Below are 22,550 nucleotides of genomic sequence, written 5' to 3' on the forward strand. Positions count from 1 at the left end.
TGTTGGTGGTGCATCGCGGTGAACCGGGGCCCGTCGAGGTCCGCGGCCGTCCTAAGCAGGAGAAGACGGACGGCCGCAATCAATCAGCCGGAGTCAGAGATGGGCGTATACGGCATCACCTCGCTTTCCGGGCAAAACATGACAAGTCATCGATTCCTCCTTGGGAATGGGCCGGCGGTCAGGCGGGCATCCGGGCGTCGCCGCGGACCTCGGTGATCGCCACGACGTTGCCGGGCTCGGACGTGAACGTGATCCTGATGCGGGACGTGCGGACCATGTCGAACGCGTAGGTCGTCTCGTCGCCCTTCGACGACATCGACGAGCCGGGCTTGTCGCCGACCGTCGCGTACACCCAGGCCGCGTCGTTGGTCTGCTCGACCGGGTGCGGCGTCACCGTGAGGTTCGCGACCGGCTTGAACTCGCCGTCCTCGTCGAGGAACTCGACGTCCACGTGCTCCGGCAGCGCCACGTTCTCGCCGTCGAGGCAGTAGTAGACCGTGAACGAGTTGAGCATGAACGGCGTCTCCTCGCCGTAGCCGAAGCGGTACTCCAGCCACGCGGTGTTCGACGGGTCGCCGGTGGTGGACCAGCGGTTCTTGAGGTTGTAGCCCACGCGCGGCGTGTAGGACACGATGCCGTCCATGAGCAGCGAGGCGTCCTCCTGGGCCTTCGGGTCCGGGTTGGTGTAGGACGCGCGCACCTGCGGGTACACGTCGTTGCGGTAGGAGAACAGGTCGCGGTTCTGCACGTACTCGTCGGTGACGCGCACGTGGGCGACGGCCCTGACGTCCAGTCCCTCGACGGCGCCCGAGAGGTCGAACTCGCCGGCCTCGGCGTAGTCGGCGGCCTCGGCGCGGTCCCACGTGACCTCGCGCTCCTCCTTCGTGCCGTCGGACCAGGTGACGACGACCTGCGGGTTGGTCTCCTGCGGCAGCGGCCTGATGCCGGTGATCGTCGCCAGCGAGACCTCCTCCACGGAGGCGACCTCGACGACGTGCACGGTCGTGGTCACGTCCAGATCGAAGCGCTCGACGCGGCCCGTGAGCTCGACGTCGCCGGCCTTGGCGTAGGCGTCGTCGGTCACGACCTCCCAGTCGATCGGCAGCGGCGCGGCGACACCGTGGTCGAACGTGACGGTCGCGGTCGCGGGCAGCGTCGGGACGACGCCGACCAGCGTGCGCACGTCCGGGACGGATGCCCTGACCGGGGTCTTCGGCTGCGAGCCGGCGGTGACGGTCACGACGGCCGGGTCGGAGGTCCTCGTGACGCCGCCGTAGGTGACGGACGCGGTGACGTTCGCGGTGCCGGACAGGCGGGCCTCGACCGTGCCCTCGGCGTCCTCGGCGGAGACTCCCGCCACGGACTCGTCGTCGGAGGCGAACGTCACCTCGGCGTCGTTGAGGGCGATGGCCGCGCCGGTCTCGTCGGTCGCGGAGACGACGAGCGTGGCGGTGCCGTCCTCGGCGACGGTCGCGCTCGACGGGGTCAGCGTGACGGAGGCGACCGGTGCCGGCGGGACGTCGAGATCCAGCGCGTAGGCGGCGTGCTGCTGACCGTCCTCCGACGTCACGCGGATGACGTAGGAGCCGAACGGGTACCTGATCGGCGGCACGACGACCGCGCTGGCGTTGTCGGCCGTCTCGACCTCGATCACCGGGGCCGGGTCGGTGTTGGCGCGGTGCAGCGTGACGCGCTCCTCGCCCTCGGGGAAGGCGACCGGTTGGCCGTCGACGAGCACGGAGGCGAGATCGGTGGTGTCGTGGGCGATCGGGGCGTCGGCGTCGGCGGCCGGCTCGGCCACGCGGACGGAGGCGGCGACGTTGAGGTCGTAGCCCTCGAGGGAGCCGCTGACCTTCACGACGCCGGGCGTACCCCAGGAGGACGCCTCGACGGATTCCCACGTGACCGGCGCGTCATCGGCGCTGCCGTCGTCGAACACGACCATCGCGCGCTCCGGCAGCGCCGGCTCCTCGCCGGCCTTGACGGCCAGCGAGACCGGGGCGGCCGCGACCGGGTGGGCGACGGTGACGAACGCCTTCACCTTGAGGCCCGCGGCCTCGCCTTCGACGACGAACGTCGACGTGGCGTGCGGTTCGACGTTCCACGTGACCGGTGCCTCGGCCGTGGTGTTGTCGCTCAGCAGCGCGGGGACGGTCTCGGGCAGGGCGAGCTCCTCGCCGGCGCGCACGCGCACGGCCACGTCCTTCACCTCGAGCACGTTCGCGTGCTCGGCGTCGGCCAGGGACTCGGCCACGAACACGGTCACGCCGCCGGGGCGCAGGCCCTTGGCGGTGGCGGTCACCTCGATCGGCTCGCCGGAGCCGTCGGACGCGACGATCGCCAGCACCTTGCCGGAGTAGGCGGAATGGACCGGGGACTGCAGCGGCTCGGTGTTCGCCTGGTAGCCGTTGTCGGTGCCGAGCAGACGGCCGTGTTTCACGTGGAACACGATCTCGTCGTTCGCGCGCGGCACGATCACGCCGTTCGCGTCGACCACGTCGGCCTCGATGAAGCTCAGGTCATGGCCGTCGCCGTCGATGACGTGGCGGTCGGGCTTGAGCTCGATGCCGGCCGGGTCGCCGGCGGTCGCGATGGAGTCGCGGGCCACGACGTTGCCGGCCTTGTCGTAGGCGACGACCTCGATCACGCCCGGCTCGAACGGCACCTCCCACTGCAGGGTGAGCTGCTTGGGCTCGTTGCCGTCCTTCTGGTAGCGGTACTCGAACGGCTTGTCCGCGTACTTGTTGCTCAGGTGGAAGGTGGCCTGGTGCGACTCGAACTCGCGCTTGCCGAGGGAGCGGCCGTTGAGGAACAGTTCGGCGGAGGCGGCGTTCGTGTAGGCCCAGACGGCCACGGACTCGCCCTCGTTCCAGTTCCAGTGCGGCAGCAGGTGCACCATCGGGGCGTCGTCCGGATCGGTCCACAGCGCCTTGTAGAGCCACCACGGGTTCTTCGGGAAGCCGGCGGTGTCGACCATGCCGTAGTAGGAGCGCAACGGTGCGAGCACGGTGCCGTCGGACTCCGGCATCTCCGGCTTGTTCCAGTAGAAGTTGGAGATGTACGGGGCGGGCTCGCCGATGTAGTCGAAGCCGGTCCACGCGAACTCGCCGACGTTGAACGGCAGGTTCACCAGGCGGTCGAACGCGATGTCGAGCGGGTAGCCGCGGTTCGTGGTGACGTTGTAGTCGGAGATCTCGTAGGTCTTCTCGTTCCACGGGCGGCGGCCCTTGGCGAACGGGTAGTCGCGGCCGCGCAGCTGCCATTCGTCGGTCAGGATCGTCGGATGCACGTAGTAGCCGCGGCACGGCGTGCAGTTGCCGGACTCGGAGTTGAGGATGACGTCGTCCGGGTGCTTCTCGTGCACCTGCTCCATCTGGTCGCGGTTGATGTAGGAGTAGCCGCGCACGTCCATCTTCTCGTGGATGCGGTTGCCGATGCCGTCGATGCCCTTGGACAGGTACGACGCGTCGTTGACGGAGTTCGGGCGGGTCGGGTCGAGCAGGTGGCAGCGGCGGGTGAGGTCCTCGGCGATCGGGATCTCGTGCTCCTGCCAGGCCACCTCGTTGCCCATGCCCCACATGAACACGCACGGCTCGTTGCGGTCCCTGAGGATCATCGTGGCGAGGTCCTCGGGGTAGTCCTGGGCGAAGTAGTTGGAGTAGTCGTTCGCGTTCTTCGGCGCGGTCCACATGTCGGTGAGCTCCTCGAGCAGGAGGAAGCCCATGCGGCTGCACTCCTCGGCCCAGACCTTCGAGCACGGGTTGTGGGAGGTGCGGATCGCGTTGACGCCCGCGTCCCTGAGGATCTCCAGCTGGCGCACGACGGCGCGGCGGTAGGTGGCGGCGCCGAGCGCGCCGAGGTCATGGTGCATGCACATGCCCAGCGCGCGCATGTTCACGCCGTTGAGGAACAGGCCGGACTTCGGGTCGAGGGTGATCCAGCGCAGGCCGAACCTCGTGTCGACCGAGTCGACGACCTCGCCGTCGACGAGCACCTCGGTGCGCAGCGTGTAGCGATACGGGTCGGCCGTGCTCCACAGGTGCGGGTCGGCGACGGTGAGCGTGCACTCGTAGCGGTTGGCGGCGGTCGCGTCGTCGTAGTGGACGGCGGCCTCGGTCGTGTCCGGGTGGGAGGCCGGGACGGTGACCGCGTCGTCGTCGATCGCGGCGACGACGCCGTCGGCGTCGATGACCGACGTGCGGATCGTCGCGGCGACGTCCTGGTCGGTGCCGTTGGCGACGATCGTGGCGACCTTCACCCGGGCGACGTGCTCCTTGACGTCCTCCTCGAGGGTCGGGGTGGTGATCTCGAGACCGAAGCGGGCCGTGTGCACCGGGTCGGCGACGGTGAGGGTGACGTTGCGGTACAGGCCGGCGCCGGCGTACCAGCGGGAGCTCGGCTCCTCGTTGACGGTGCGCACGGTCAGGACGTTCTCCTCGCCGAGCTTCAGTCTGCCGGTCAGGTCGATGCTGAAGGCGGTGTAGCCGTAGTGGTGCTCCCCCACCTTCTCGCCGTTGAGCCAGATCTCCGAGCGGTCCATCGCGCCGTCGAAGTCGAGCGTGACGTACTTGCCCGCCAGGGATTCGGGCGCGACGAAGGTCTTGCGGTACCAGCCCTCGCCGACCTTGAGGTAGCCGACGGTGGCGCGGGCGTTGCGCGAGAACCGGCCCTCGACGCCGTAGTCGTGCGGCAGCGCGACCTCGCGCCAGGTGGAGTCGTCGTAGTCGGGGCGCTCGGCGTTGGTCGGGGTTCCGCGGAAGAAGCGCCAGCCGAGATTGAAGTCGTTGGTGCGGTTGTCAAATGTCATCGGTGAGACCTCCAGTGGCTTTTCGATGAATGGTGGTGACCGGTTCGCGCTCCTGCGGTGGCGTGCGGTCCGGTGTTGACGAGTGTGTGATTCGTTGACGGAACCCATCATATCATCTCAACGATGAGATTGGGATAAAACCCTGAAAATCAGCACTCCATAAAGCGGTGTGACGCGCGAGAATCTTAACGTTGCGGGGATTTTGCACTATACTGAGGCTCAACAAGCAATCGGCGTGTCGAGGGCACGGGAACCGCGCGGAGGCGGCCCGGGCGCATCGACCGCGGCCGGCGACGGCCGAAAAGCAGGAGCAGGCGCGACGGCGTCGGACCGAGGTTGGTCCGCGTCCGGCCCGCGCGGAAAGGACGACGATGTCGAACGGACGAACGAACGGGACCACGGGAACGGCGGTGACGAGCCCGCTGTCATGGAAGGCGAAGCTCGGCTACGCCACCTTCTCCCTCTCCTACGTGATGCAGACGATGATCGTGACGTGGCAGATGTTCTACTTCACCACGTTCCTGGGCGTCTCGATGGCCGTGACGGCCGTCCTCATCGCCACCGGCAAGATCGTCGCCTCGGTGATCGGCCCGGTCTGGGGCTACATCTCCGACCGCATGTACCGCAACGCACTCGGTCGGCGCTTCGGCCGCCGCCGCTCCATCCTGATCTTCGCGATCCCGGCGAACTTCGTCTTCTACCTGCTGCTGTGGATACCGAACCTGCCGATCCCCGTCTACTTCTTCGCGAACCTCCTCTACTGGGCGTTCTTCGCCGGCATCACCACCGTGCAGTACGGCCTGCCGAGCGAGATGACCGAGAACCCGACCCAGCGCGCGCAGCTCGTCGGCGTCAACCAGATCGCCGGCGCGATCGGCGGCACGTTCCTGTCCGTCCTCAACGTCTACCTCTTCACCCTGTGGGGCAAGGACAACTGGGAGTCGTACTTCAACATGGCGCTGCTGTACGGCATCATCGGCACCGCCGTGCTCATGCTCGGCTTCCTGTCCATCCAGGAGCGCCCGTTCGACGAGTCGACCAACGTGTCCGACGCTGACGCGGACGCCGGTCCGGACGGCTCCGGCAGGGTCGGCGCGGGCCGGCGTCTGGTCTCCGTCGTGTGGAACTTCCTGTCGGTGCTCAAGGTCAGGGAGTTCCGCAACTACCTCGGCCTGTACCTGTCCGAGGAGATGTTCCGCACCGTGCGCGGCACGCTCAACACGTACTTCGTGATCTTCGTGCTGCTGCTCGACCCGCAGACCGTGTCGCTGGCCACCGGCGTCAACCTGCTGTTCGGCATCGCGTGCGTCGGCTTCTTCATGTGGGTGACCGCGCGCATCGGCGGCCCCAGGGCCTACCGTCTGGGCGGCGTCGAGGTGATCTGCGTGTTCCTTGCGATGTTCGCGCTGGCGATGAACGCCGGGAACCTGCCGGCCGGCACGCGCGCCGTGCTGTACATCGGGCTCGGCCTGTTCATGAACTTCGGCATCACCGGCGTCGTGAACGCCACGCAGTACACGTACACGTTCATCCCCGACGTCGACGAGATCATCACGTCCAAACGCCGCGAGGGCCAGTACGCGGCCATCAACTCGACGATCGACGACATCTTCTCGTCGGCCGAGACGATCGTCATCGGACTGGTGCTGGAGGCCACGGGCTTCGTCGAGGGCGCGCAGTCGCAGCCGCCGCAGACCGTGATGGCGCTCGCATGCCTGTTCTCGTTCGTGCCGATCGTGATCTGCGTCGTCGGCATCGTGTTCACGTACCGTCTGCGGCTCAACCGGGAGAACCACGAGCGGCTGCTCGCCGAGATCGCGCGCCTGCGCTCCGGCGGCTCCATGGACGACGCGACGCCCGAGACGCGCGCCCTGGTCGAGTCCCTGACTGGCATGCCCTATGAGCAATGCTGGGGCCACAACAACGTCATCAACGTGATGCACAAGGGCTGAAGTCCCCCGTGATGTGGCGGGACACGCCGATAATCGACAAAATAATCTCAACGATGAGATTTGTGGTATCGTAGGTATTGCAAACATCAAGAAAGGAAATCGGGCCTCAGAATCTCAACGATAAGGTTCCGAGGTAGGTGAGTCGGGTAACGGACGGAGAAGTCTTCCACCCGCACTGCACGCTCCAAGCAAGGGCCCTGCGCCGCGCTCACCGTGCCGATTCCCATGGAGAACAAGGAGAAACCCAAATGTCCAACTCGGCATCGCCCGCAGTGGGCCGCAAGCTGTCCTGGGTGACGAAGTTCACCTACGCGCTGCTGCCGCTGTCGTTCACCATGACCACGATGGTCATGACCTGGCAGATGATCTACTACACCCAGCCGCTGGCCATCGGCATCGGCATCGTCACTGCCCTGCTGGCCGTCGGCAAGGCCATCGGCGGCTTCATCACGCCGGTCTGGGGCTACATCTCCGACCGCATGTACTCCACCTCCTTCGGCCGCAAGATCGGCCGCCGCAAGGGCACGCTGCTCATCGCCGCACCGCTGAACCTCATCTTCTACGTGCTGCTGTGGGTGCCGAACATGCCGGTGGTGTACTACCTGGTCATCAACGTCATCTACTACGCGGTCTACCCGGGCATCAACACCGTCGTCTACTCCCTGCCCTCCGAGATGACCGACGACACCAAGGACCGCGCGGCCCTGGTCGCCATCCAGCAGATCGGCGGCGGCGTCGGCGGCTTCGCGTTCTCCATGCTCAACGCCTACCTGTTCACCGTCTGGGGCGCCACCGGCTGGCAGCCGTACTTCAAGGTCGCGATGATCTACGCGGTCGCCGGCACCCTGCTGCTCATCGTCGGCACGCTGTGCATCAAGGAGCGTCCGTACGACGAGACCACCGACATCTCCTCCGCCGACAAGGGCGACAAGGAGAAGGTCGGCTTCCTCGGCCGCCTCGTCTCCGTCTTCTGGAACTTCCTGTCCGTCATGCGCATCAAGACGTTCCGCAACTACCTCGGCATCTACCTCGCGCAGCAGACCTTCCGCACCGTGCGCGGCACGATCAACGGCTACTTCATCATCTTCGTGCTCCTGCTGACCCCGACCGAGGTCTCCCTGTCCACCGGCTTCAGCTTCCCGTTCGGCATCGCCTGCGTCATCCTGTGGGCCGCGCTGATCACCAAGCTCGGCGGCATCAAGTGCTACCGTCTCGGCGGCTGGCTGACCATCATCCTCTTCGCCGGCATCTACGTGCTCACCATGATGCGCGGCTCGCTGAGCCCGGCCCAGCTGACCCTGTGGTTCACGATCCTCATCACCGCGTTCTCGCTGGGCAACTCCGGCCTCGTCAACGCGCAGACCTACATCCAGGCCTTCGTCCCTGACGTCGACGAGATGGTCACCGGCAAGCGCCGCGAGGGCCAGTACGCCGGCATCCAGTCCACCCTCGAGGTCATCGTCAACACCGTCGTGACCATCGCCGTGGGCGCCATCCTCCAGGCCGTCGGCTTCCAGTCCGGCGCCGACGTCAAGACCCAGTCCCCGCTCGTGGTCAACGTGCTCATCTACATGTACGTCGGCACCGTGATCGTGCTCGCCCTCGTCGGCATCCTGCTGACCTACCGCATGCACCTCAACGAGAAGAACCACGACATCCTCGTGGCCGAGGCCGCCCGCCTGCGCAACGGCGGTTCGATGGACGACGTCACCCCGGAGACCCGCAAGGTCGTCGAGGACCTCTCCGGCATGAAGTACGAGGAGTGCTGGGGCCACAACAACGTGATCAACGTCTCCCGCGCCGCCTGATCACCGCGTGACCGCAATCGTCCGGCCCGGGCCCCGGCCCTTTACGGGGCCCACGGCCGGATTCCAATCCCCCTCCGACCGCTGCCGGCGTTCCCGACGGTACGACGGCACGGATGAACCGAACATCGAAATCCCCGACGAAAGGTCCGCGACAGAAACACATCACCAACCAATAGCTGCCAACCAACCAACCGGTCTCGGGGCGGGTCTACTGCCCTTACCTCCTTCCCCGCCCCGCGGCCGATCTCTTTTCCTTCCGTTCCTTTTTCTGCAAGGCGTCGGCCCCCTGCGATGAATCCGTCTCGTTCGCGAGACATCCGCTCATCACAGGGGGCCGACGCTATTCCATCGGCCCGTCATCGGGCCGATGCGGTAATCTCAAATCATCTGATATCCATCGCAACGATGAAACATGATGCGACGGCGCAACCGACGCCGTGCGATGGATACGTTCGTCACAACTAGGGAGTTGATTCATCATGGTGACGTTGAAGGACGTCGGCGAACTGGCCGGAGTGACGGCCACGACCGCCTCGGCGGCCCTCCGCGGCAAGGACTACGTCAAGCCGGAGACGATGCAGCGCGTGCGCGACGCCGCGCGAAAGCTCGGCTACAAGACCAACCTGTCGGGGCGGTCCCTGCGGTCCGGACGCAGCGACACCATCACGTTCCTCACCTCCGGCATCGAGGGCGACTACTTCTCCCATCTGGCGATGTGCGTCGCCGAGGAGGTGCACGAGCGCGGCTCGCACCTGCTCATCGAACTGTCGCGCTACCTCACCGACGACAACGACCTGTCCTACTCGTTCTCCGACGGCATCATCGCCATCAACGCGCCGCGCGCGGTCGAGATCCTCAAGCGTCATCCGGCGGTTTTGCTGGAGAACTACGACACGAGCCTGCCGATCGACACGGTCAACGCGCCCAGCGCCGAGGGCTCGCGTGCGGCGATCCGGCATCTGATCGCGCGAGGCTGCACGCGCATCGGCATCGTCGGCGACAACCGCGATCCGAAGAATCCGAACATCATTCCCGGTTCGCGCGACATCCGCATGCGCGCGGCGGCCGCCGAGATCCGCGCGGCCGGACTGGAGTTCGACGAGAAGCGCGACTTCATCAAGTGCTCCTGGTCGATCGATGGCGGCATCGAGGCCGGGCAGCGATTGGCGAAAAAGGGGCGTCAGGGGCTCAAATACGACGGCCTGTACTGCCTCAACGACGGCATCGCCATCGGCATGCTGCGCGGTCTGGCGGACGGCGGCGTGCACGTGCCCGACGACGTGCTCGTCATCGGCTTCGACGGCCTGGGCCAGGGCGCGTACACCGTGCCGACCCTGACGACCGTCGCCACCGACTTCAAGGGCATGGCCAACACGGCCCTGACGCTGCTCATGCGCCGCATCGAGCAGCCCGACAAGGACTACTTCCCCCAGACCGTGAGCGTCGGCTACAAGCTCATCGAACGCGAATCCACCAAGCGGTGAGGTCGGTCTGCCGACTTCCGGACGTCAGGGGCGTAGTAATCACTCAGGTATCCGCAGTTTCTCCGCCAGTTCCCTGGCGGTCTCCGCAAACTGGCGGATGGCCAGCCGGGACAGCTGCGACGACGTGGTCACCAGTGAGACCGAACGGGCCACCGTGGGCTCGATGGGGACCACGCTGATGCCATTCACGTTCGCCGTGGTCGCGAGCCACGGCAGCACGGCCACGCCGAAATCGCTCGCCACGGACTGCAGCACGGCCGGATATGAGCTGATCACGCCCGCCATGGTGGGCTCGAACCCTGCCTGGTCGGTCAGCGTGCGGATGTGGTTCGACAGATAGGTGCCCTCCGGCTCCTGCAGCCAGATATCGTCGGCGAGATCCTCGATATGTACGGACCGTTCGCCGGCCAGCGGATGGGATTCGGGCAGCACCGCGCACAGGCGGTCACTCAGCAGCGGCAGCGACATGCGCCCGAGTGATACCGCGGTTCCCGTCTTGCGCTCCCGTGAGGCGAATGAGGCGGAGAAGACGATGTCCAGCTGGCCGGCGTCCAGCAGCGGCAGACTACGGCCGGGCTCCAGCTCATTGAGGGTGATCGTCAGATTCGTGAACCGGGTCTTCATGGCCGCGCACGCCGGGGCCGCCAGCGGTGCCAGGGCACTGGTGAACGCGGCCACGCGTATGGCTCCGCGCACCTCCATGCTCTCGCTGCATGCCATGTCCTCGATCTCGCGCAGGTCGTTGAGTACGGGACGGGCCCGATCCACCAGCTCGTTACCCAGTGGGGTGAGCCGTACCTGTCGGCCCACACGTTCGATCAATGGCCTGCCGACATCCCTCTCCAGCGCGGCGATTTGTTGCGACACGGTGGATACGCTCAGGCGTGATACGTCGGCCACGGCCCGCATGGTCTTGAGCGCCTGCAGCTGCACCAGCAGGTTCAGTCGTTCCGGATTGAGCATGTCTGTCGCCTCCCGCCGTCAATCATGTGATGCCGGTCATGATAGACGGCGCCGGTATCATCGAATATTCGAAAACATGAAACATTATGTTTGATTTCATGTGATGGACGTAAACAATCAATCGCGTCTAGCATGCAGGCATGTTCATTGACAACAACAGATGGTATTCCGATCCCTTCGAATGCCGGGAGGGCTTCTGGAATGATGTGGACCAGCACATGCTTCGTTACGGCGCACCCTACTTCACCCCGGCCGTCATCGACCACGCCTCCGGCAGCTACGTATACACGGAGGATGGCAGGAAGATTCTCGACTTCACCTCTGGCCAGATGAGCGCCACCCTCGGCCACGCCCATCCGGCAATTGTGAAGACCGTCCAGGAGACCTACCCGAGACTCGACCATCTGTTCAGTGCCATGCTGTCCCGTCCGGTCGTCAACCTCACCCGTCGCCTGACCGATGCGGCCACCGCCGCGTCCGCCAAGGACGTGGACGGCCCCGCCGAACCACTCGACCATGCCGTGCTGCTCACCACCGGATCCGAGGTCAACGATGCTGCCCTTCGTCTCGCCAAGGCCGTCACCGGCAAATTCGAGGTCGTTTCGTTCAACCGCTCGTGGCATGGCCTGACCAGCGCCGCGGCCGGAGCCACCTACTCGTCGGCCCGCAAGGTGGGTGTGCCGGGTGTGCCCGGTCAGATCGCCATCCCCACCCCGTACGAGTACCGCCCTGACTTCACCGACGCCGACGGCAATCTCGACTGGAGCAGGCAGCTCGACTATGGATTCGCCATGGTTGACGCGCAGTCCGTGGGCAGCCTTGCCGCGTGCATCGTGGAGCCAATCGTCTCCGGCGGTGGCATCCTGGTCCCGCCGCCCGGATACTTCAAGGCCCTGCGTGATAAGTGCCACGAGCGCGGCATGCTGCTCATCTTCGACGAGGCGCAGACCAGCATGGGACGCGTCGGCAGCTGGTTCGGTTTCGAACGTGACGGCGTCACCCCTGACATCGTCACCGTCTCGAAGACCCTCGGCGCAGGACTCCCGCTCGCGGCCATGATCACCACCGCGAGCATAGAGCGGCGTGCTCACGACGCTGGGTTCGTGTTCTACACCTCGCACGTCAATGACCCGGTGGTGGCCGCCGTCGGTTACACCGTGATGGACGTAATCGAGCGCGACGACCTGTTCGGCAACGTGGAGCGCCGAGGCGCCCAGCTGCGCGACGGCCTGAGGCGGATTATGGACGGTCATGAGATCGTGGGCGACGCGCGAGGCCGTGGCCTGCTGCAGGGCATCGAGATCGTCGAGGACAAGGCATCCAAGATGCGCTCCGAGCACCTGGCCGATCTCATCACTCAGGAATGCTTCAAGCGCGGCCTGCACATGAACATCGTCTGCCTGCCGGGCATGGGAGGCGTCTTCCGCATCGCCCCGCCGTTGACCGTCTCCCCGGACGAAATCGATTTGGGATTGTCCATCCTCGACGAGTCGATCGGTGTGGTCGAACGGTCGCGCTGACGGCACCGATGGGATAAGGAGGAACATCATGACGATTACGATTACGCCGCGCGTCGATGCGGATTCCGGACATGGCGGAATCGCCCGTGGACTGTTCGCGGCGTTGACCGGTGGGCGGTCGGGGGCGTCCGTGACACGATTGGATTTGCGCGGCGACGTGGCGGCGGTGAGGGCGTATGATCCCTCTCTGTCGTCCGGCTGGCAGGTGTTGCTCACCTCCACCGGCATGCACGCGGTGTGGATGTACCGCCTGTCGCACCGCCTGTGGATTGACGGACACCGTCTGGCGGCGCAGCTCGTCAGGGCGTTCAGCCACACCATGACCGGCGTGGAGATTCATCCGGCCGCCACGATCGGCAGACGACTGATCATCGACCACGGCACCGGCGTGGTGATCGGGGAGACCGCGGTCATCGGCGATGACGTGATCCTGCACCATCAGGTCACGCTCGGCGGACGCGTCAACACACCCGGCAAACGGCACCCCACGATTGGCGACCGTGTGTACATCGGCGCCGGCGCCATGGTGCTCGGGAACATCACGGTCGGCGACGACAGCAAAATCGGTGCGATGGCGCTGGTTCTGCACGACGTGCCACCGCGTTCGGTGGCCATTGGCAGCCCGGCCAAAGTGCGCCCTATCAGGTGAGATGCCGATCGTCGTGCGGAGCTGAACGGATTGTTCCGGTGGCGGCGCCGTCCCAACGGCAAACCTCCATCCGCGAAGACAACGACAGTGGCTGATTCCCCTTCTGAAAATCGGGAACGGGGCTCAGCGCAGATGCGCGTCGCAGAACCCGACGAACCGGTCGGTCGCCGCACGCGAACGCCACACCTCCGGCTCGCCGTGGCCCCCGGTCGTCGGATACCACGTCTCGATGCGCCCGCTCAGACCCGCCTCGCGCAGACGGCACTCCAACGCGCGCGTCTGGGCGCACGGGACGACCGGGTCGTCGTCGGCGTGGGCCAGCAGCATCGGTGGCATGGTCGCGGCGAGCGACGGCGAGACGCGGGCGATCGGACTGGCGTCGGCCTCGGCCTCCGGCGTGCGGTCCCGGCCCAGGATCACGTCCTTGTAGTACTCGACCATGTCGTGCCAGTACGCGTCGTCCGTCTCCCACGTGCCGATGTCGCTGATGCCGAACGCGGCGATGACGAGATTCACCTCGGCGGACGCGTCTCGGGTCTCCTGATCGGCGCCGAGCGTGCGGTCGTCGTAGCGTTCGTCGCCGTTCGTGAAGCCGAGGAACTGCGCCAGATGCGCGCCGGCCGACGCGCCCCACGCGACGATGCGGTCCGGGTCGAGGCCGTATCGGTCGGCGTGCGCGCGCAGGAACCGGATCGCGGCCTTGCAGTCGTGAATCTGCGCGGGCCAGCGCGCCTCGGTCGACATGCGATAGTTGATGACCGCGACCGCGTAGCCGGCTTCGAGGAAGGCCCGCGCGTCCTCGCGGTCCGCGAGGCCGGTCGCACCGGGGGTGAAATTGCCGCCGACCCAGCCGCCGCCGTGGATGTAGACGACGAGGGGAAGGTTCGGTCCGGCTGCGGTCGGGGTCGCCGTTGCATTAACCGTGGGGTCGATCGGGGCATCGGCTGTCGATGACGGGAGCGCGAGGTACAGGCGGTGCGATTGCAGGCCGTCGCCGGCGTAATCCTGGTCGGTGAGCTCGATGACGGTGAGGTGCTGATGGTTCGGGGAAGTCATGGTATGTGAGTGCTCGCTTCGTTGCAGTTCCAATAATCTCATCGTTAAGAATAGTGTGATTCAAGGGGTGTGGTCAAGTCGCGCGATGCGGGTACGAGGGGCCGACGATGCGCACGCCCTTGCGCAGCGCGGTCAAGTCGCGCGACGTGTGGGGTCGAGGGGTGTGTGGTGAGGAGTGGGCTCGGGACGCGAGAGGCGACGGACGCCGGTCAAGGAAAGTTCACTGATGGAACCGACGGGCTCGGTGCGCGGGGCACGGGTCGATCGCACAGGTCAGCGACACGGATGGGAGGGCGGGCTCGGGGCTCGAGGAGCGACGGTGCAGAGGTGGGTCGATGAGGCGTACGGTGACGACGGATCCGGGGACGTGAGGTGGGATGCGGACTGTTCCGCCATCGGGAACGGTTCGCACAGGCGGGCCCAGAGATGCGAAAGACGACGAGGAGTGAAGGTAGGGGGCGGGATCGGAAGATCGAAAAGCGGGAGAGCAAGGAGATATGGACGCCGTTGTCCACTGATGTCGGGTGTTCGCCCGACGGTCGGTATTGCCGGAATGGCCTGCGGCCGATGGGTTGTTCGGCCTTGGTTTGGGGACGGTCAGCGGTCGCGGTCGTATTCGCGGGCGACCTCGATCATGGTCCTGGCCATCTCGTCGTTCATGTGCTTCATGTTCTCGAAGCCGGTCATCACCAGACCGCGCCTGATGTACTTGAGGAACGACATTACGTGCTCACCTCCCCCATTCTTATCGATGAAATCACTGTCGTGAGGCAGTATACGCCGGAGCCGTGAACGGATGTGATATGGGGTTGCGGAACATGTGCCACCCCCGCAACCGATACTGCAGAATCGGACGTTACAAGCGTGTCGTCGCTCCCGATTGCGCCCGATACTACAGAATCGGTCGCGAAGGGGCTGCTCAGAGGGGTGGAAACGTCCGATTCTGTAGTATCGGTCGCAAATGGTGTTCTCGGGGAACGTGAAGCATCCGATACTACAGAATCGGTCGCGAAAGGGCTGCTCAGAGGGGAGAAAACGTCCGATTCTGTAGTATCGGACGCAAATGGTGCTCTTGGGGAACATGAAACATCCGATACTGCAGTATCGGACACGAAAGGGGTTCTCGGGGGCGTAGGAACGTCCGATTCTGTAGTATCGGACGCGAAAGGGGTTCTCAGAGGGGCGGAAACATCCGATTCTGTAGTATCGGGCGTTCTTGCAGGGGTGTGGGGGATAAAGGAAAGCCTCCGCTGGGGAGCGGAGGCTTGCTGTGCCGCGGGGATTTCGCGCGCGCGAAGCGCGAATAATGCGAAATCCCCGCTACGTTTCGGATGGGAAAGCCCACTGGGCTTTCCCAGCGCTGTGGCGCGACGCAGGTCGCTCCACAGCGGCCCGAAACGTCAGCCCGTGTTCTGCAGGCCTGCGGCGACGCCGGAGACGGTGCAGAGGATGAGATAGATGAACCCGGCCTGCTGGCTCTTCGAGAGCTCCTCCTTGTCCACCTTCTTGCGCAGCGAACGCAGCGCCAGCACCTGGGTGACGGACAGCGCGTCCACGTACGGGGAGCGGATTCGGATGGCCTGGCCGAGCACGTGACGGTGCTGGAGCGGCCACTTGTCGCCCACGATCGCGAGCACCCACTTGCGGGTGAGCTCCATCTCGTGCATGACCTTCTCCGGCAGATCCTCGCGCTCGTCGAGCGCCAGGTACATCTTCGCGATGCGCTCGTCGGTCTTGGCCAGCGACATCTCGATGTTGTCGATGAAGGTGGAGAACAGCGGCCATTCCTCGTAGGCCTGGCGCATGGTCTCCAGATCGCCGAACTGCTCGCACGCGGTGCCGAGGCCGTACCAGGCGGCCAGGTTGATGCGTGCCTGGGCCCAGGAGAAGATCCACGGAATCGTGCGCAGATCGTCGAGCGACTTCGCGCCCAGGCCGCGCTTGGCCGGGCGGGAGCCGATCGGCAGCAGACCGATCTCGGTCAGCGGCGTCACGGTGGAGAACCACTGGGCGAAGTCCGGCGTGTGCAGCAGGTCGAGGAAGCGGTTGTGCGCGGCCTCGTCGAGCTCGTGCGCCATCTCGGCGTACTTGGCGGTCATGTCCGTGTTGCGCTTCTCGACGCTCGGCGCCGACTGGAGCAGGGTCGCGGCCGCGACGGACTCGACGTGGCGGATGGCCAGCACCGGGTTGCCGTAGCGGGCGAAGATGACCTCGCCTTGTTCGGTGAGCTTGAAGCGGCACTTGACCGAGCCGACCGGCTGCGCGAGCACCGCACGGTTGGCCGGGCCGCCGCCGCGGCCGACGGCACCGCCGCGACCATGGAACAGGGTCAGGTCGATGTCGTGCGACTCGGCCCACTTGGCGATGCGCTCCTGCGCGGAGTGCAGGGCCAGCGTGGCGGAGGTCGGGCCGGCGTCCTTCGAGGAGTCGGAGTAGCCGAGCATGACCTCGAGCTTGTTGCCGGTGGCCTTCAGACGAGCCTGGACCTCGGGGATCTTGATCATTTCCTCGAGCACGTCCACCGAGTTCTGCAGATCCTCGAGCTGCTCGAACAGCGGGATCACGTCGATGGTCGGCACGTCCTCCGGATGTGCGAAGGCGAGACGGTTGAGCTCGTAGACATCCTTGATGTTCTGCGCGCTCTTCGTGAACGAGATGATGTAGCGGCGGGCGGCCTTGGTGCCGTTGCGCTTCTGGATCGAACCGAGAGCGCGGAAGGTGTCGAGCACCTCCTGGGTCATCGGCTGCAGATCGCCGCGCTCGCCGTGCAGACCGTGCTCGCGGATGTCCGCGAGGGCGCGGGAGTGCACCACCGAGTGCTGACGGAACTCCATCTCGACCATGTGGAAGCCGAAGGTCTCGGCCTGCCAGATCAGGTCCTGCAGCGGGCCGTAGGCGGAGCGCTTGGCACCCGCGTCGGCCAGCGAGCGCTGGACGGTCTTGAGGTCGGCGATGTAGTCCTCGCAGGTGTGGTACATGAGGTCGGCGTCGCGCTCGATCGTGTAGTGCAGACGATCGGCGATCACCAGCATGACGGCGCGGTGCAGCTCCTTGGTGGAGATCAGCGCGGCCTTGTCGGTCAGGCGCTCGCTCATCTCCTTCTGGTGGCTCCACAGCACCTTGAGCTCGGCGCTCGGCGGCGTGGTCTCGGCCTCCATCGTGAGGTTGCGGCCCACGGTGCGGGTGGCCTCCTCGAGGGCGGCCAGCACGTGGTCGGAGAACTTGCGCGCGACCTGACGGCTCACCTTCGCGGTGACGTTCGGGTTGCCGTCGCGGTCGGAGCCGATCCAGCTGCCCGGGTGGAAGAACGCGGGGCAGACGGGCTCGACGAGGCCGGCCTGATCGCCCAGCACCCAGTCGTCGAAGCGACGGTAGACCTGCGGGATCGTGTGGAACAGCGTGTTGTCGAAGATGTCGAGGATCGTATCCGCCTCCTCGACCGGGGTCGGCTTCTTCAGCGCGATCGGCGAGGTGCGGAACAGCGCGTCGATCTCGTTGTAGAGACGGCGCAGGTTCTCCTTCTTGTCCGAACCGCCCAGCAGCTTGTTGGCCGTCAGCAGCTCGGAGATGCGGCGGATCTTGCCCTCGACCGCCTTGCGGCGGGCTTCGGTCGGATGCGCGGTGAACACCGGGTGGAACTCGAGACGATCGAGCAGCTCCTTGGCCTTCGCCGGGCCCATCTCGTTGATGAGCTGGTGGTAGGCGACGGTGAGCTCGTTGATCGGATCCACGGCGCTGTCGTCGGACACCTTGGCCTCACGCGCGTGCAGCACGGAGACGCGGTAGTCCTCCTCGCACAGGTTGGCGAGGTGGAAGTAGGTGGCGAACGCGCGGGCAAGCAGCTGCGCATCGTGCAGCGTCATGTTGTCGATGACGTTCACGGCCTTCTTCAGACCATCGTGATCGGGGTCGGGGTCAACCATCACCCCTTCGAAATGCTCGGCGCTGGCTTCGACCGCGTACTGACGCACCTGATCGAACGTGGAGAGCAATTTGGGATCGAATTCGCCCAGGACATCACGCAGAATGCGCAGACACAGATCCATGTCGCTGGCGAGTGATTCGGGCAGATGACGCTCTTCGGGACCTTTCGTTCCCGTGCCGGTCGAGACTATCGTCGCGTCGGCGGGCGTGATCTGCTGATCATTATCTGTCATCAGACCTCCTTCTGCCGTACCTCAGGTTGCTCGGTCTGACGGTCGCCCGCGGCTCCTCCGCGGTTGTTGAGGCCGTCCGTTGCGAGCCCACAGCCCGTATACGGCGTTTGGTTGTGGTCAGCATTGTATCGTCGCCTAATCGCAACGAATGTTACGAAGTCCGGTTTCCGGACGATTTCGTACACGGATGGTGTGCGTTTCAGGGGGCGTCCATCGCATTTCGACCCTCGATTGTCCGAAAGGTGGACCGGAAAGTGATCGCCGGGCCTCGCGGGGAGGGGCGCGGGGTAGCGTGAAACCTCAGAAATCTCGTCATTTGAAGCCAATCGGACCGCATGCGGCGGATCCGACGCGGCATGCGGATCGCATCATGCGGCCGCCGCGTCGCCTCCTTCCGTGTGGATCTTCACGAATTCGGACGAATCAGGGACATCACATGCGACAGCAGACGGACATGGGACAGACGGAACACGCGGAACACGGCCATCAGGGTCAGCAGAGTCAGCAGGGACAGGACCACAAGGAGCACGGCGCCATCGCCGTGTCCCACTACCACACGCACTCCATCCCGCTGGACATGGAGGACATCGAGCGTGACTGGGACAAGCCGATCGCCGAGGCCGGCATCGCGGCCAAGGCGAGCGTGATCGTGCGCGTCGGCCTGCTCGACCTGTCCGCCGGCACCGGATCGTTCCGCGTGCGCGAGATGATGCACCGCATCGCCTACCCGCTCGGCGTCCACGTGCGCGCCGACGTGAACCTCACGGACATCGAGGCCGCGTGCACCGACGGCAAGGACCGCATCACCGAGGTCATCGACCTGCCCACCACCGGCGTCAACACCGAGCGCATCTGGCTGCTCGAGCACTTCGCCGACTGGTTCAGCGTGAACCTCGGCGAGGAGAGCATGTACCACGTGCAGCCGGAGGTCTCGCAGGGCCTCATGCAGCACCTCGACGCCAAGGACGCCTCGCAGGTCTCCGCGGAGCTGTCCAAGCGGCTGCGCGAGGAGGAGCGAGAGGAGCGTCGCCAGGGGCAGGGAGGCGCCGGCGACGGCCGCGATCTGCCGGGCCAGGACGCCGTGCTCGACGCGCTCGAGGACGCCAGCCGCCACACCGACCCCGGCGACCCGCGCGCTCACCAGCTGCACGTGCACGAGACCGACTGGTCGCAGTCCGCGATGACGCAGTCGCTCGCCGCCCGCACCGCCGCGGAGCACGAGTCCGAAGCGACGGACCGTGACGAGACGGCCGCGTCGGCCCCGGCCGGACGCCGTCAGGCCAGAACCGGCCGGACCAAGCTCGCCGACCGCAAGCCGCCGAAGGAGTACGCCGAGCACTTCGACCACATCGGCTCCGAGCCCAAGCCCAAGGGCCAGCCCGGCATCACCGTGCGCCAGGCGCACCAGCGCCTCGATATGATCGAGCACCGCAAGCCGCTCTACTCCCCCGCCTTCGCCGGCCTCGCCTCCGCGATCGCCTGCGCGTCCTTCGTCTTCCTCCTCGGCGGCGGCCCGTACGACATGGTCGGCGCGTTCGTCGGCGCCGGGCTCGGCCACTGGCTGCGCCGCCGACTCTTCGCGCATCACCTCAACCAGTTCTTCGTCACGTTCGTGTGCGTGGCCGTCGCCGCGCTCGCCTGCACCGGCATGCTGCGTCTCATCGGCCTGTTCGACCCGATCGCGCTCAACCACGACACCGCGTACATCGGCGCGATGCTCTTCGTCATCCCCGGGTTCCCGCTCATCACCAGCGGCCTCGACATGGCCAAGATCGACTTCCCGTCGGGCATCCAGCGCCTGACGTACTTCTTCTGCATCGTGCTCATGGCCACGCTCGCCGGATGGATGGTCGCCTCGATCGTGCACCTCAACCCCACCGGATTCGAGCCGCTCGGCCTCAACCCGTGGGTCAACGGCTCGCTGCGCTTCGTGTTCGCGTTCCTCGGCGTGTGGGGCTTCTCGATCATGTTCAACTCGCCGCAGCGCATGTGCCTCGTGGCCGCGACCATCGGCGCGATCACCGACACCCTGCGTCTCGAGATCGTCGACATGGGCGTGCCCGCGGAGGCCGGCGCGTTCATCGGCGCGCTGCTGGCGGGCCTGCTCGCCACCGCCTGGCGCTCGTCCGTGCGCCGCGGCTGGCTCGCGCCGCACTTCGGCTATCCGCGCATCTGCCTGACCGTGCCGTCGATCGTGATCATGGTGCCCGGCCTGTACATGTATCAGGCCATGTTCCACCTGGGCTCGTTCGACACCCAATCCGCCCTCGACTGGGCCTTCCGCGCGTTCATGGTGATCATCTGCCTGCCGATCGGTCTGGCGATGGCCCGTGTTATCACGGATAAATCCTGGCGCTACGACATCTGATAGGAGTCACTTTTGGTCAACGCCGATTTCTGGATCCTCCTGGCCATGGTCATCTACTTCGCGGCCATGCTGTCCATCGGATTCATCTACTCGAAACGCTCGAACTCCTCGTCGAAGGAATACTTCGCCGGCGGCCGCGGCGTCGGACCGTGGCTGACGGCCCTGTCCGCCGAGGCGTCGGACATGTCCGGGTGGCTCCTCATGGGCCTGCCGGGCCTGGCCTACTTCACCGGCGCCGCCGACCCGATGTGGACCGCGCTGGGCCTGGCCATCGGTACCTACCTCAACTGGAAGATCGTGGCCCGCCGCCTGCGCCGCTACTCGGTCGTCGCCGGCGACGCGATCACCATCCCCGACTTCTTCGCCAAGCGATTCCACGACACCAAGGGAGTCATCTCCACGATCGCGGCGCTCATCATCCTCGTGTTCTTCAGCGTGTACGTGGGCAGCTGCTTCGTGACCGTCGGCAAGCTGTTCCAGGCCCTCTTCGGCTTCGACTACCACCTGATGATGATCCTCGGCGCCGTGGTCGTGTTCGTGTACACGGTCGTCGGCGGCTACCTGTCGGTCGTGATGACCGACTTCATCCAGGGCCTGCTCATGTTCTTCGCGCTCGCGGTCGTGTTCGTCGGCACGGTCGCCTCCGCCGGCGGCATCGACGAGACCGTCGCGTTCCTGCGCGCGATCCCGGGCTACATCTCCGGCACGCAGGTCGCGGTGCCGAAGCTCGACCCGGAGACCGGCCGCCAGATCGTCGAGGCCGGCCGCGCGATGTTCGACGCACCCGCCGACTACGGCGTCATCACCATCGTCTCGATGCTCGCGTGGGGCCTGGGCTACTTCGGCATGCCGCAGGTGCTCGTGCGCTTCCTGTCCATCCGCAGCGTCGAGGAGGTGCGCAAGTCCCGCATCATCGCGACCTCGTGGTGCGTGCTGTCGCTGGCCAGCGCGGTGTGCATCGGTCTGGTCGGCCGCGCGATGATGCCCACCCATCTGCTCACCTCCACCGACGCGGAGACCATCTTCATCGTGCTCGCGCAGACGCTGCTGCCGAGCTTCATGTGCGGCGTGGTCGTCTCCGGCATCTTCGCCGCCTCGATGAGCTCCAGCTCCTCGTACATGATCATCGGCGCCTCCGCGATGGGCGAGAACATCTTCCGCGGCCTGCTGCACCGCAAGGCCACCGATCGTCAGGTCATGATCGTGGCGCGCGCGACGCTCGTCGTCATGTTCCTGTTCGGCATCCTCGTGGCGTACGACCAGAACTCGTCGATCTTCCAGGTCGTCTCCTACGCGTGGGCGGGCCTCGGCGCCTCGTTCGGTCCGCTGATGCTGTGCTCGCTGTACTGGAGGCGCGCCAACAAGGCCGGCGCGGTGGCCGGCATGCTCTCCGGCACCGCGGCGGTGCTCGTGTGGCACAACCTCATCAAACCTTTGGGCGGCGTGTTCGCGATCTACGAGCTGCTGCCCGCGTTCCTCATCTCGCTGGCGTGCATCGTGGTCGTCTCGCTGCTCACCGAGAAGCCGAACGAGCGGATGCTCTTCGAGTTCGACCACTACATGGACGATCCGCTGCCCGGCGCCCTGCCTTCCGGCACGGTCCTCGTCGACGAACCGATGGAGGCCATGGAGGCCGAGGTCAACCCGCGCCGGTAGCGGTCGGGCCGCCGGCCGGTGCGGTGCGGCCGTGAACGGCTTGCATCGCACCGGTCCACATGCCTGTGCCCCCGGGCCCGGACCTTACGGCCTGCATGGCACGCCCGGTCCATGTATGAACCATATGAAC

Annotated in this window: 12 protein-coding genes; 7 read left to right on the plus strand and 5 right to left on the minus strand. The window is 65.9% G+C overall.

All coding sequences use genetic code 11. The annotated features are described in order from the left end of the window. Window positions 1–178: 178 nt before the first annotated feature. Window positions 179–4,807 carry an Ig-like domain-containing protein gene (locus JS528_RS04585; protein ID WP_214357915.1) on the minus strand — a complete coding sequence of 1,543 codons (4,629 nt, stop codon included), beginning with the start codon at window positions 4,805–4,807 and terminating at the stop codon, window positions 179–181. 371 nt (window positions 4,808–5,178) lie between these two features. Between JS528_RS04585 and JS528_RS04590 the strand changes: the two genes are divergently transcribed. The 3 genes from JS528_RS04590 (at window position 5,179) to JS528_RS04600 (ending at window position 10,051) form a co-directional block, all read left to right on the plus strand. Continuing rightward, the gene (locus JS528_RS04590) at window positions 5,179–6,759 is read left to right on the plus strand and encodes an MFS transporter (RefSeq protein ID WP_214357916.1); all 1,581 of its coding nucleotides are present in this window, start codon (window positions 5,179–5,181) and stop codon (window positions 6,757–6,759) included. A gap of 248 nt (window positions 6,760–7,007) precedes the next feature. Further along, on the plus strand, window positions 7,008–8,567 hold the full coding sequence (locus JS528_RS04595; protein ID WP_214357917.1) for an MFS transporter: 1,560 nt from the start codon (window positions 7,008–7,010) through the stop codon (window positions 8,565–8,567). A gap of 479 nt (window positions 8,568–9,046) precedes the next feature. Continuing rightward, window positions 9,047–10,051: a LacI family DNA-binding transcriptional regulator gene (locus JS528_RS04600; protein ID WP_214357918.1), complete on the plus strand. Its 1,005-nt coding sequence runs from the start codon at window positions 9,047–9,049 to the stop codon at window positions 10,049–10,051. Window positions 10,052–10,090: 39 nt separating this feature from the next. Here the strand turns inward: JS528_RS04600 and JS528_RS04605 are convergent, their stop codons facing one another. Next, window positions 10,091–11,014 carry a LysR family transcriptional regulator gene (locus tag JS528_RS04605; protein ID WP_214357919.1) on the minus strand — a complete coding sequence of 308 codons (924 nt, stop codon included), beginning with the start codon at window positions 11,012–11,014 and terminating at the stop codon, window positions 10,091–10,093. A 218-nt stretch (window positions 11,015–11,232) separates the two neighbouring features. Between JS528_RS04605 and JS528_RS04610 the strand changes: the two genes are divergently transcribed. Continuing rightward, window positions 11,233–12,534 carry an aspartate aminotransferase family protein gene (locus JS528_RS04610; RefSeq protein WP_240541322.1) on the plus strand — a complete coding sequence of 434 codons (1,302 nt, stop codon included), beginning with the start codon at window positions 11,233–11,235 and terminating at the stop codon, window positions 12,532–12,534. A gap of 28 nt (window positions 12,535–12,562) precedes the next feature. After that, window positions 12,563–13,183, plus strand: coding sequence for a serine O-acetyltransferase (gene cysE / locus JS528_RS04615; RefSeq protein ID WP_214357921.1), 621 nt, complete (start codon window positions 12,563–12,565; stop codon window positions 13,181–13,183). A gap of 123 nt (window positions 13,184–13,306) precedes the next feature. Here the strand turns inward: cysE and JS528_RS04620 are convergent, their stop codons facing one another. The 3 genes from JS528_RS04620 to JS528_RS04625 form a co-directional block, all read right to left on the minus strand. Then, the gene (locus JS528_RS04620; protein ID WP_214357922.1) at window positions 13,307–14,239 is read right to left on the minus strand and encodes an alpha/beta hydrolase; all 933 of its coding nucleotides are present in this window, start codon (window positions 14,237–14,239) and stop codon (window positions 13,307–13,309) included. A 597-nt stretch (window positions 14,240–14,836) separates the two neighbouring features. Next, window positions 14,837–14,962 (minus strand): hypothetical protein, encoded by a 126-nt coding sequence (locus tag JS528_RS11720; protein ID WP_276312611.1) that lies wholly within the window; start codon window positions 14,960–14,962, stop codon window positions 14,837–14,839. 677 nt (window positions 14,963–15,639) lie between these two features. Next, the gene (locus JS528_RS04625) at window positions 15,640–18,396 is read right to left on the minus strand and encodes a phosphoenolpyruvate carboxylase (protein WP_214357923.1); all 2,757 of its coding nucleotides are present in this window, start codon (window positions 18,394–18,396) and stop codon (window positions 15,640–15,642) included. Between the two features lie 577 nt (window positions 18,397–18,973). Between JS528_RS04625 and JS528_RS04630 the strand changes: the two genes are divergently transcribed. Together JS528_RS04630 and JS528_RS04635 are read left to right on the plus strand one after the other, a co-directional pair. Continuing rightward, window positions 18,974–20,764 (plus strand): threonine/serine exporter family protein, encoded by a 1,791-nt coding sequence (locus JS528_RS04630; RefSeq protein WP_240541337.1) that lies wholly within the window; start codon window positions 18,974–18,976, stop codon window positions 20,762–20,764. 45 nt (window positions 20,765–20,809) lie between these two features. Then, window positions 20,810–22,420: a sodium/proline symporter gene (locus tag JS528_RS04635; RefSeq protein WP_214357976.1), complete on the plus strand. Its 1,611-nt coding sequence runs from the start codon at window positions 20,810–20,812 to the stop codon at window positions 22,418–22,420. Window positions 22,421–22,550 lie beyond the last annotated feature (130 nt).

This window comes from Bifidobacterium santillanense (genome assembly GCF_018555385.1).
Taxonomy (GTDB): domain Bacteria; phylum Actinomycetota; class Actinomycetes; order Actinomycetales; family Bifidobacteriaceae; genus Bifidobacterium; species Bifidobacterium santillanense.

Excerpts from the sequence above, each read along its gene's own strand:
- JS528_RS04585 (WP_214357915.1), bottom strand. The coding sequence starts at position 4,807 with ATGACATTTGACAACCGCACCAACGACTTCAATCTCGGCTGGCGCTTC.
- JS528_RS04590 (WP_214357916.1), top strand. The coding sequence starts at position 5,179 with ATGTCGAACGGACGAACGAACGGGACCACGGGAACGGCGGTGACGAGC.
- JS528_RS04595 (WP_214357917.1), top strand. The coding sequence starts at position 7,008 with ATGTCCAACTCGGCATCGCCCGCAGTGGGCCGCAAGCTGTCCTGGGTG.
- JS528_RS04600 (WP_214357918.1), top strand. The coding sequence starts at position 9,047 with ATGGTGACGTTGAAGGACGTCGGCGAACTGGCCGGAGTGACGGCCACG.
- JS528_RS04605 (WP_214357919.1), bottom strand. The coding sequence starts at position 11,014 with ATGCTCAATCCGGAACGACTGAACCTGCTGGTGCAGCTGCAGGCGCTC.
- JS528_RS04610 (WP_240541322.1), top strand. The coding sequence starts at position 11,233 with ATGCTTCGTTACGGCGCACCCTACTTCACCCCGGCCGTCATCGACCAC.
- cysE (WP_214357921.1), top strand. The coding sequence starts at position 12,563 with ATGACGATTACGATTACGCCGCGCGTCGATGCGGATTCCGGACATGGC.
- JS528_RS04620 (WP_214357922.1), bottom strand. The coding sequence starts at position 14,239 with ATGACTTCCCCGAACCATCAGCACCTCACCGTCATCGAGCTCACCGAC.
- JS528_RS11720 (WP_276312611.1), bottom strand. The coding sequence starts at position 14,962 with ATGTCGTTCCTCAAGTACATCAGGCGCGGTCTGGTGATGACCGGCTTC.
- JS528_RS04625 (WP_214357923.1), bottom strand. The coding sequence starts at position 18,396 with ATGACAGATAATGATCAGCAGATCACGCCCGCCGACGCGACGATAGTC.
- JS528_RS04630 (WP_240541337.1), top strand. The coding sequence starts at position 18,974 with ATGGAGGACATCGAGCGTGACTGGGACAAGCCGATCGCCGAGGCCGGC.
- JS528_RS04635 (WP_214357976.1), top strand. The coding sequence starts at position 20,810 with ATGGTCATCTACTTCGCGGCCATGCTGTCCATCGGATTCATCTACTCG.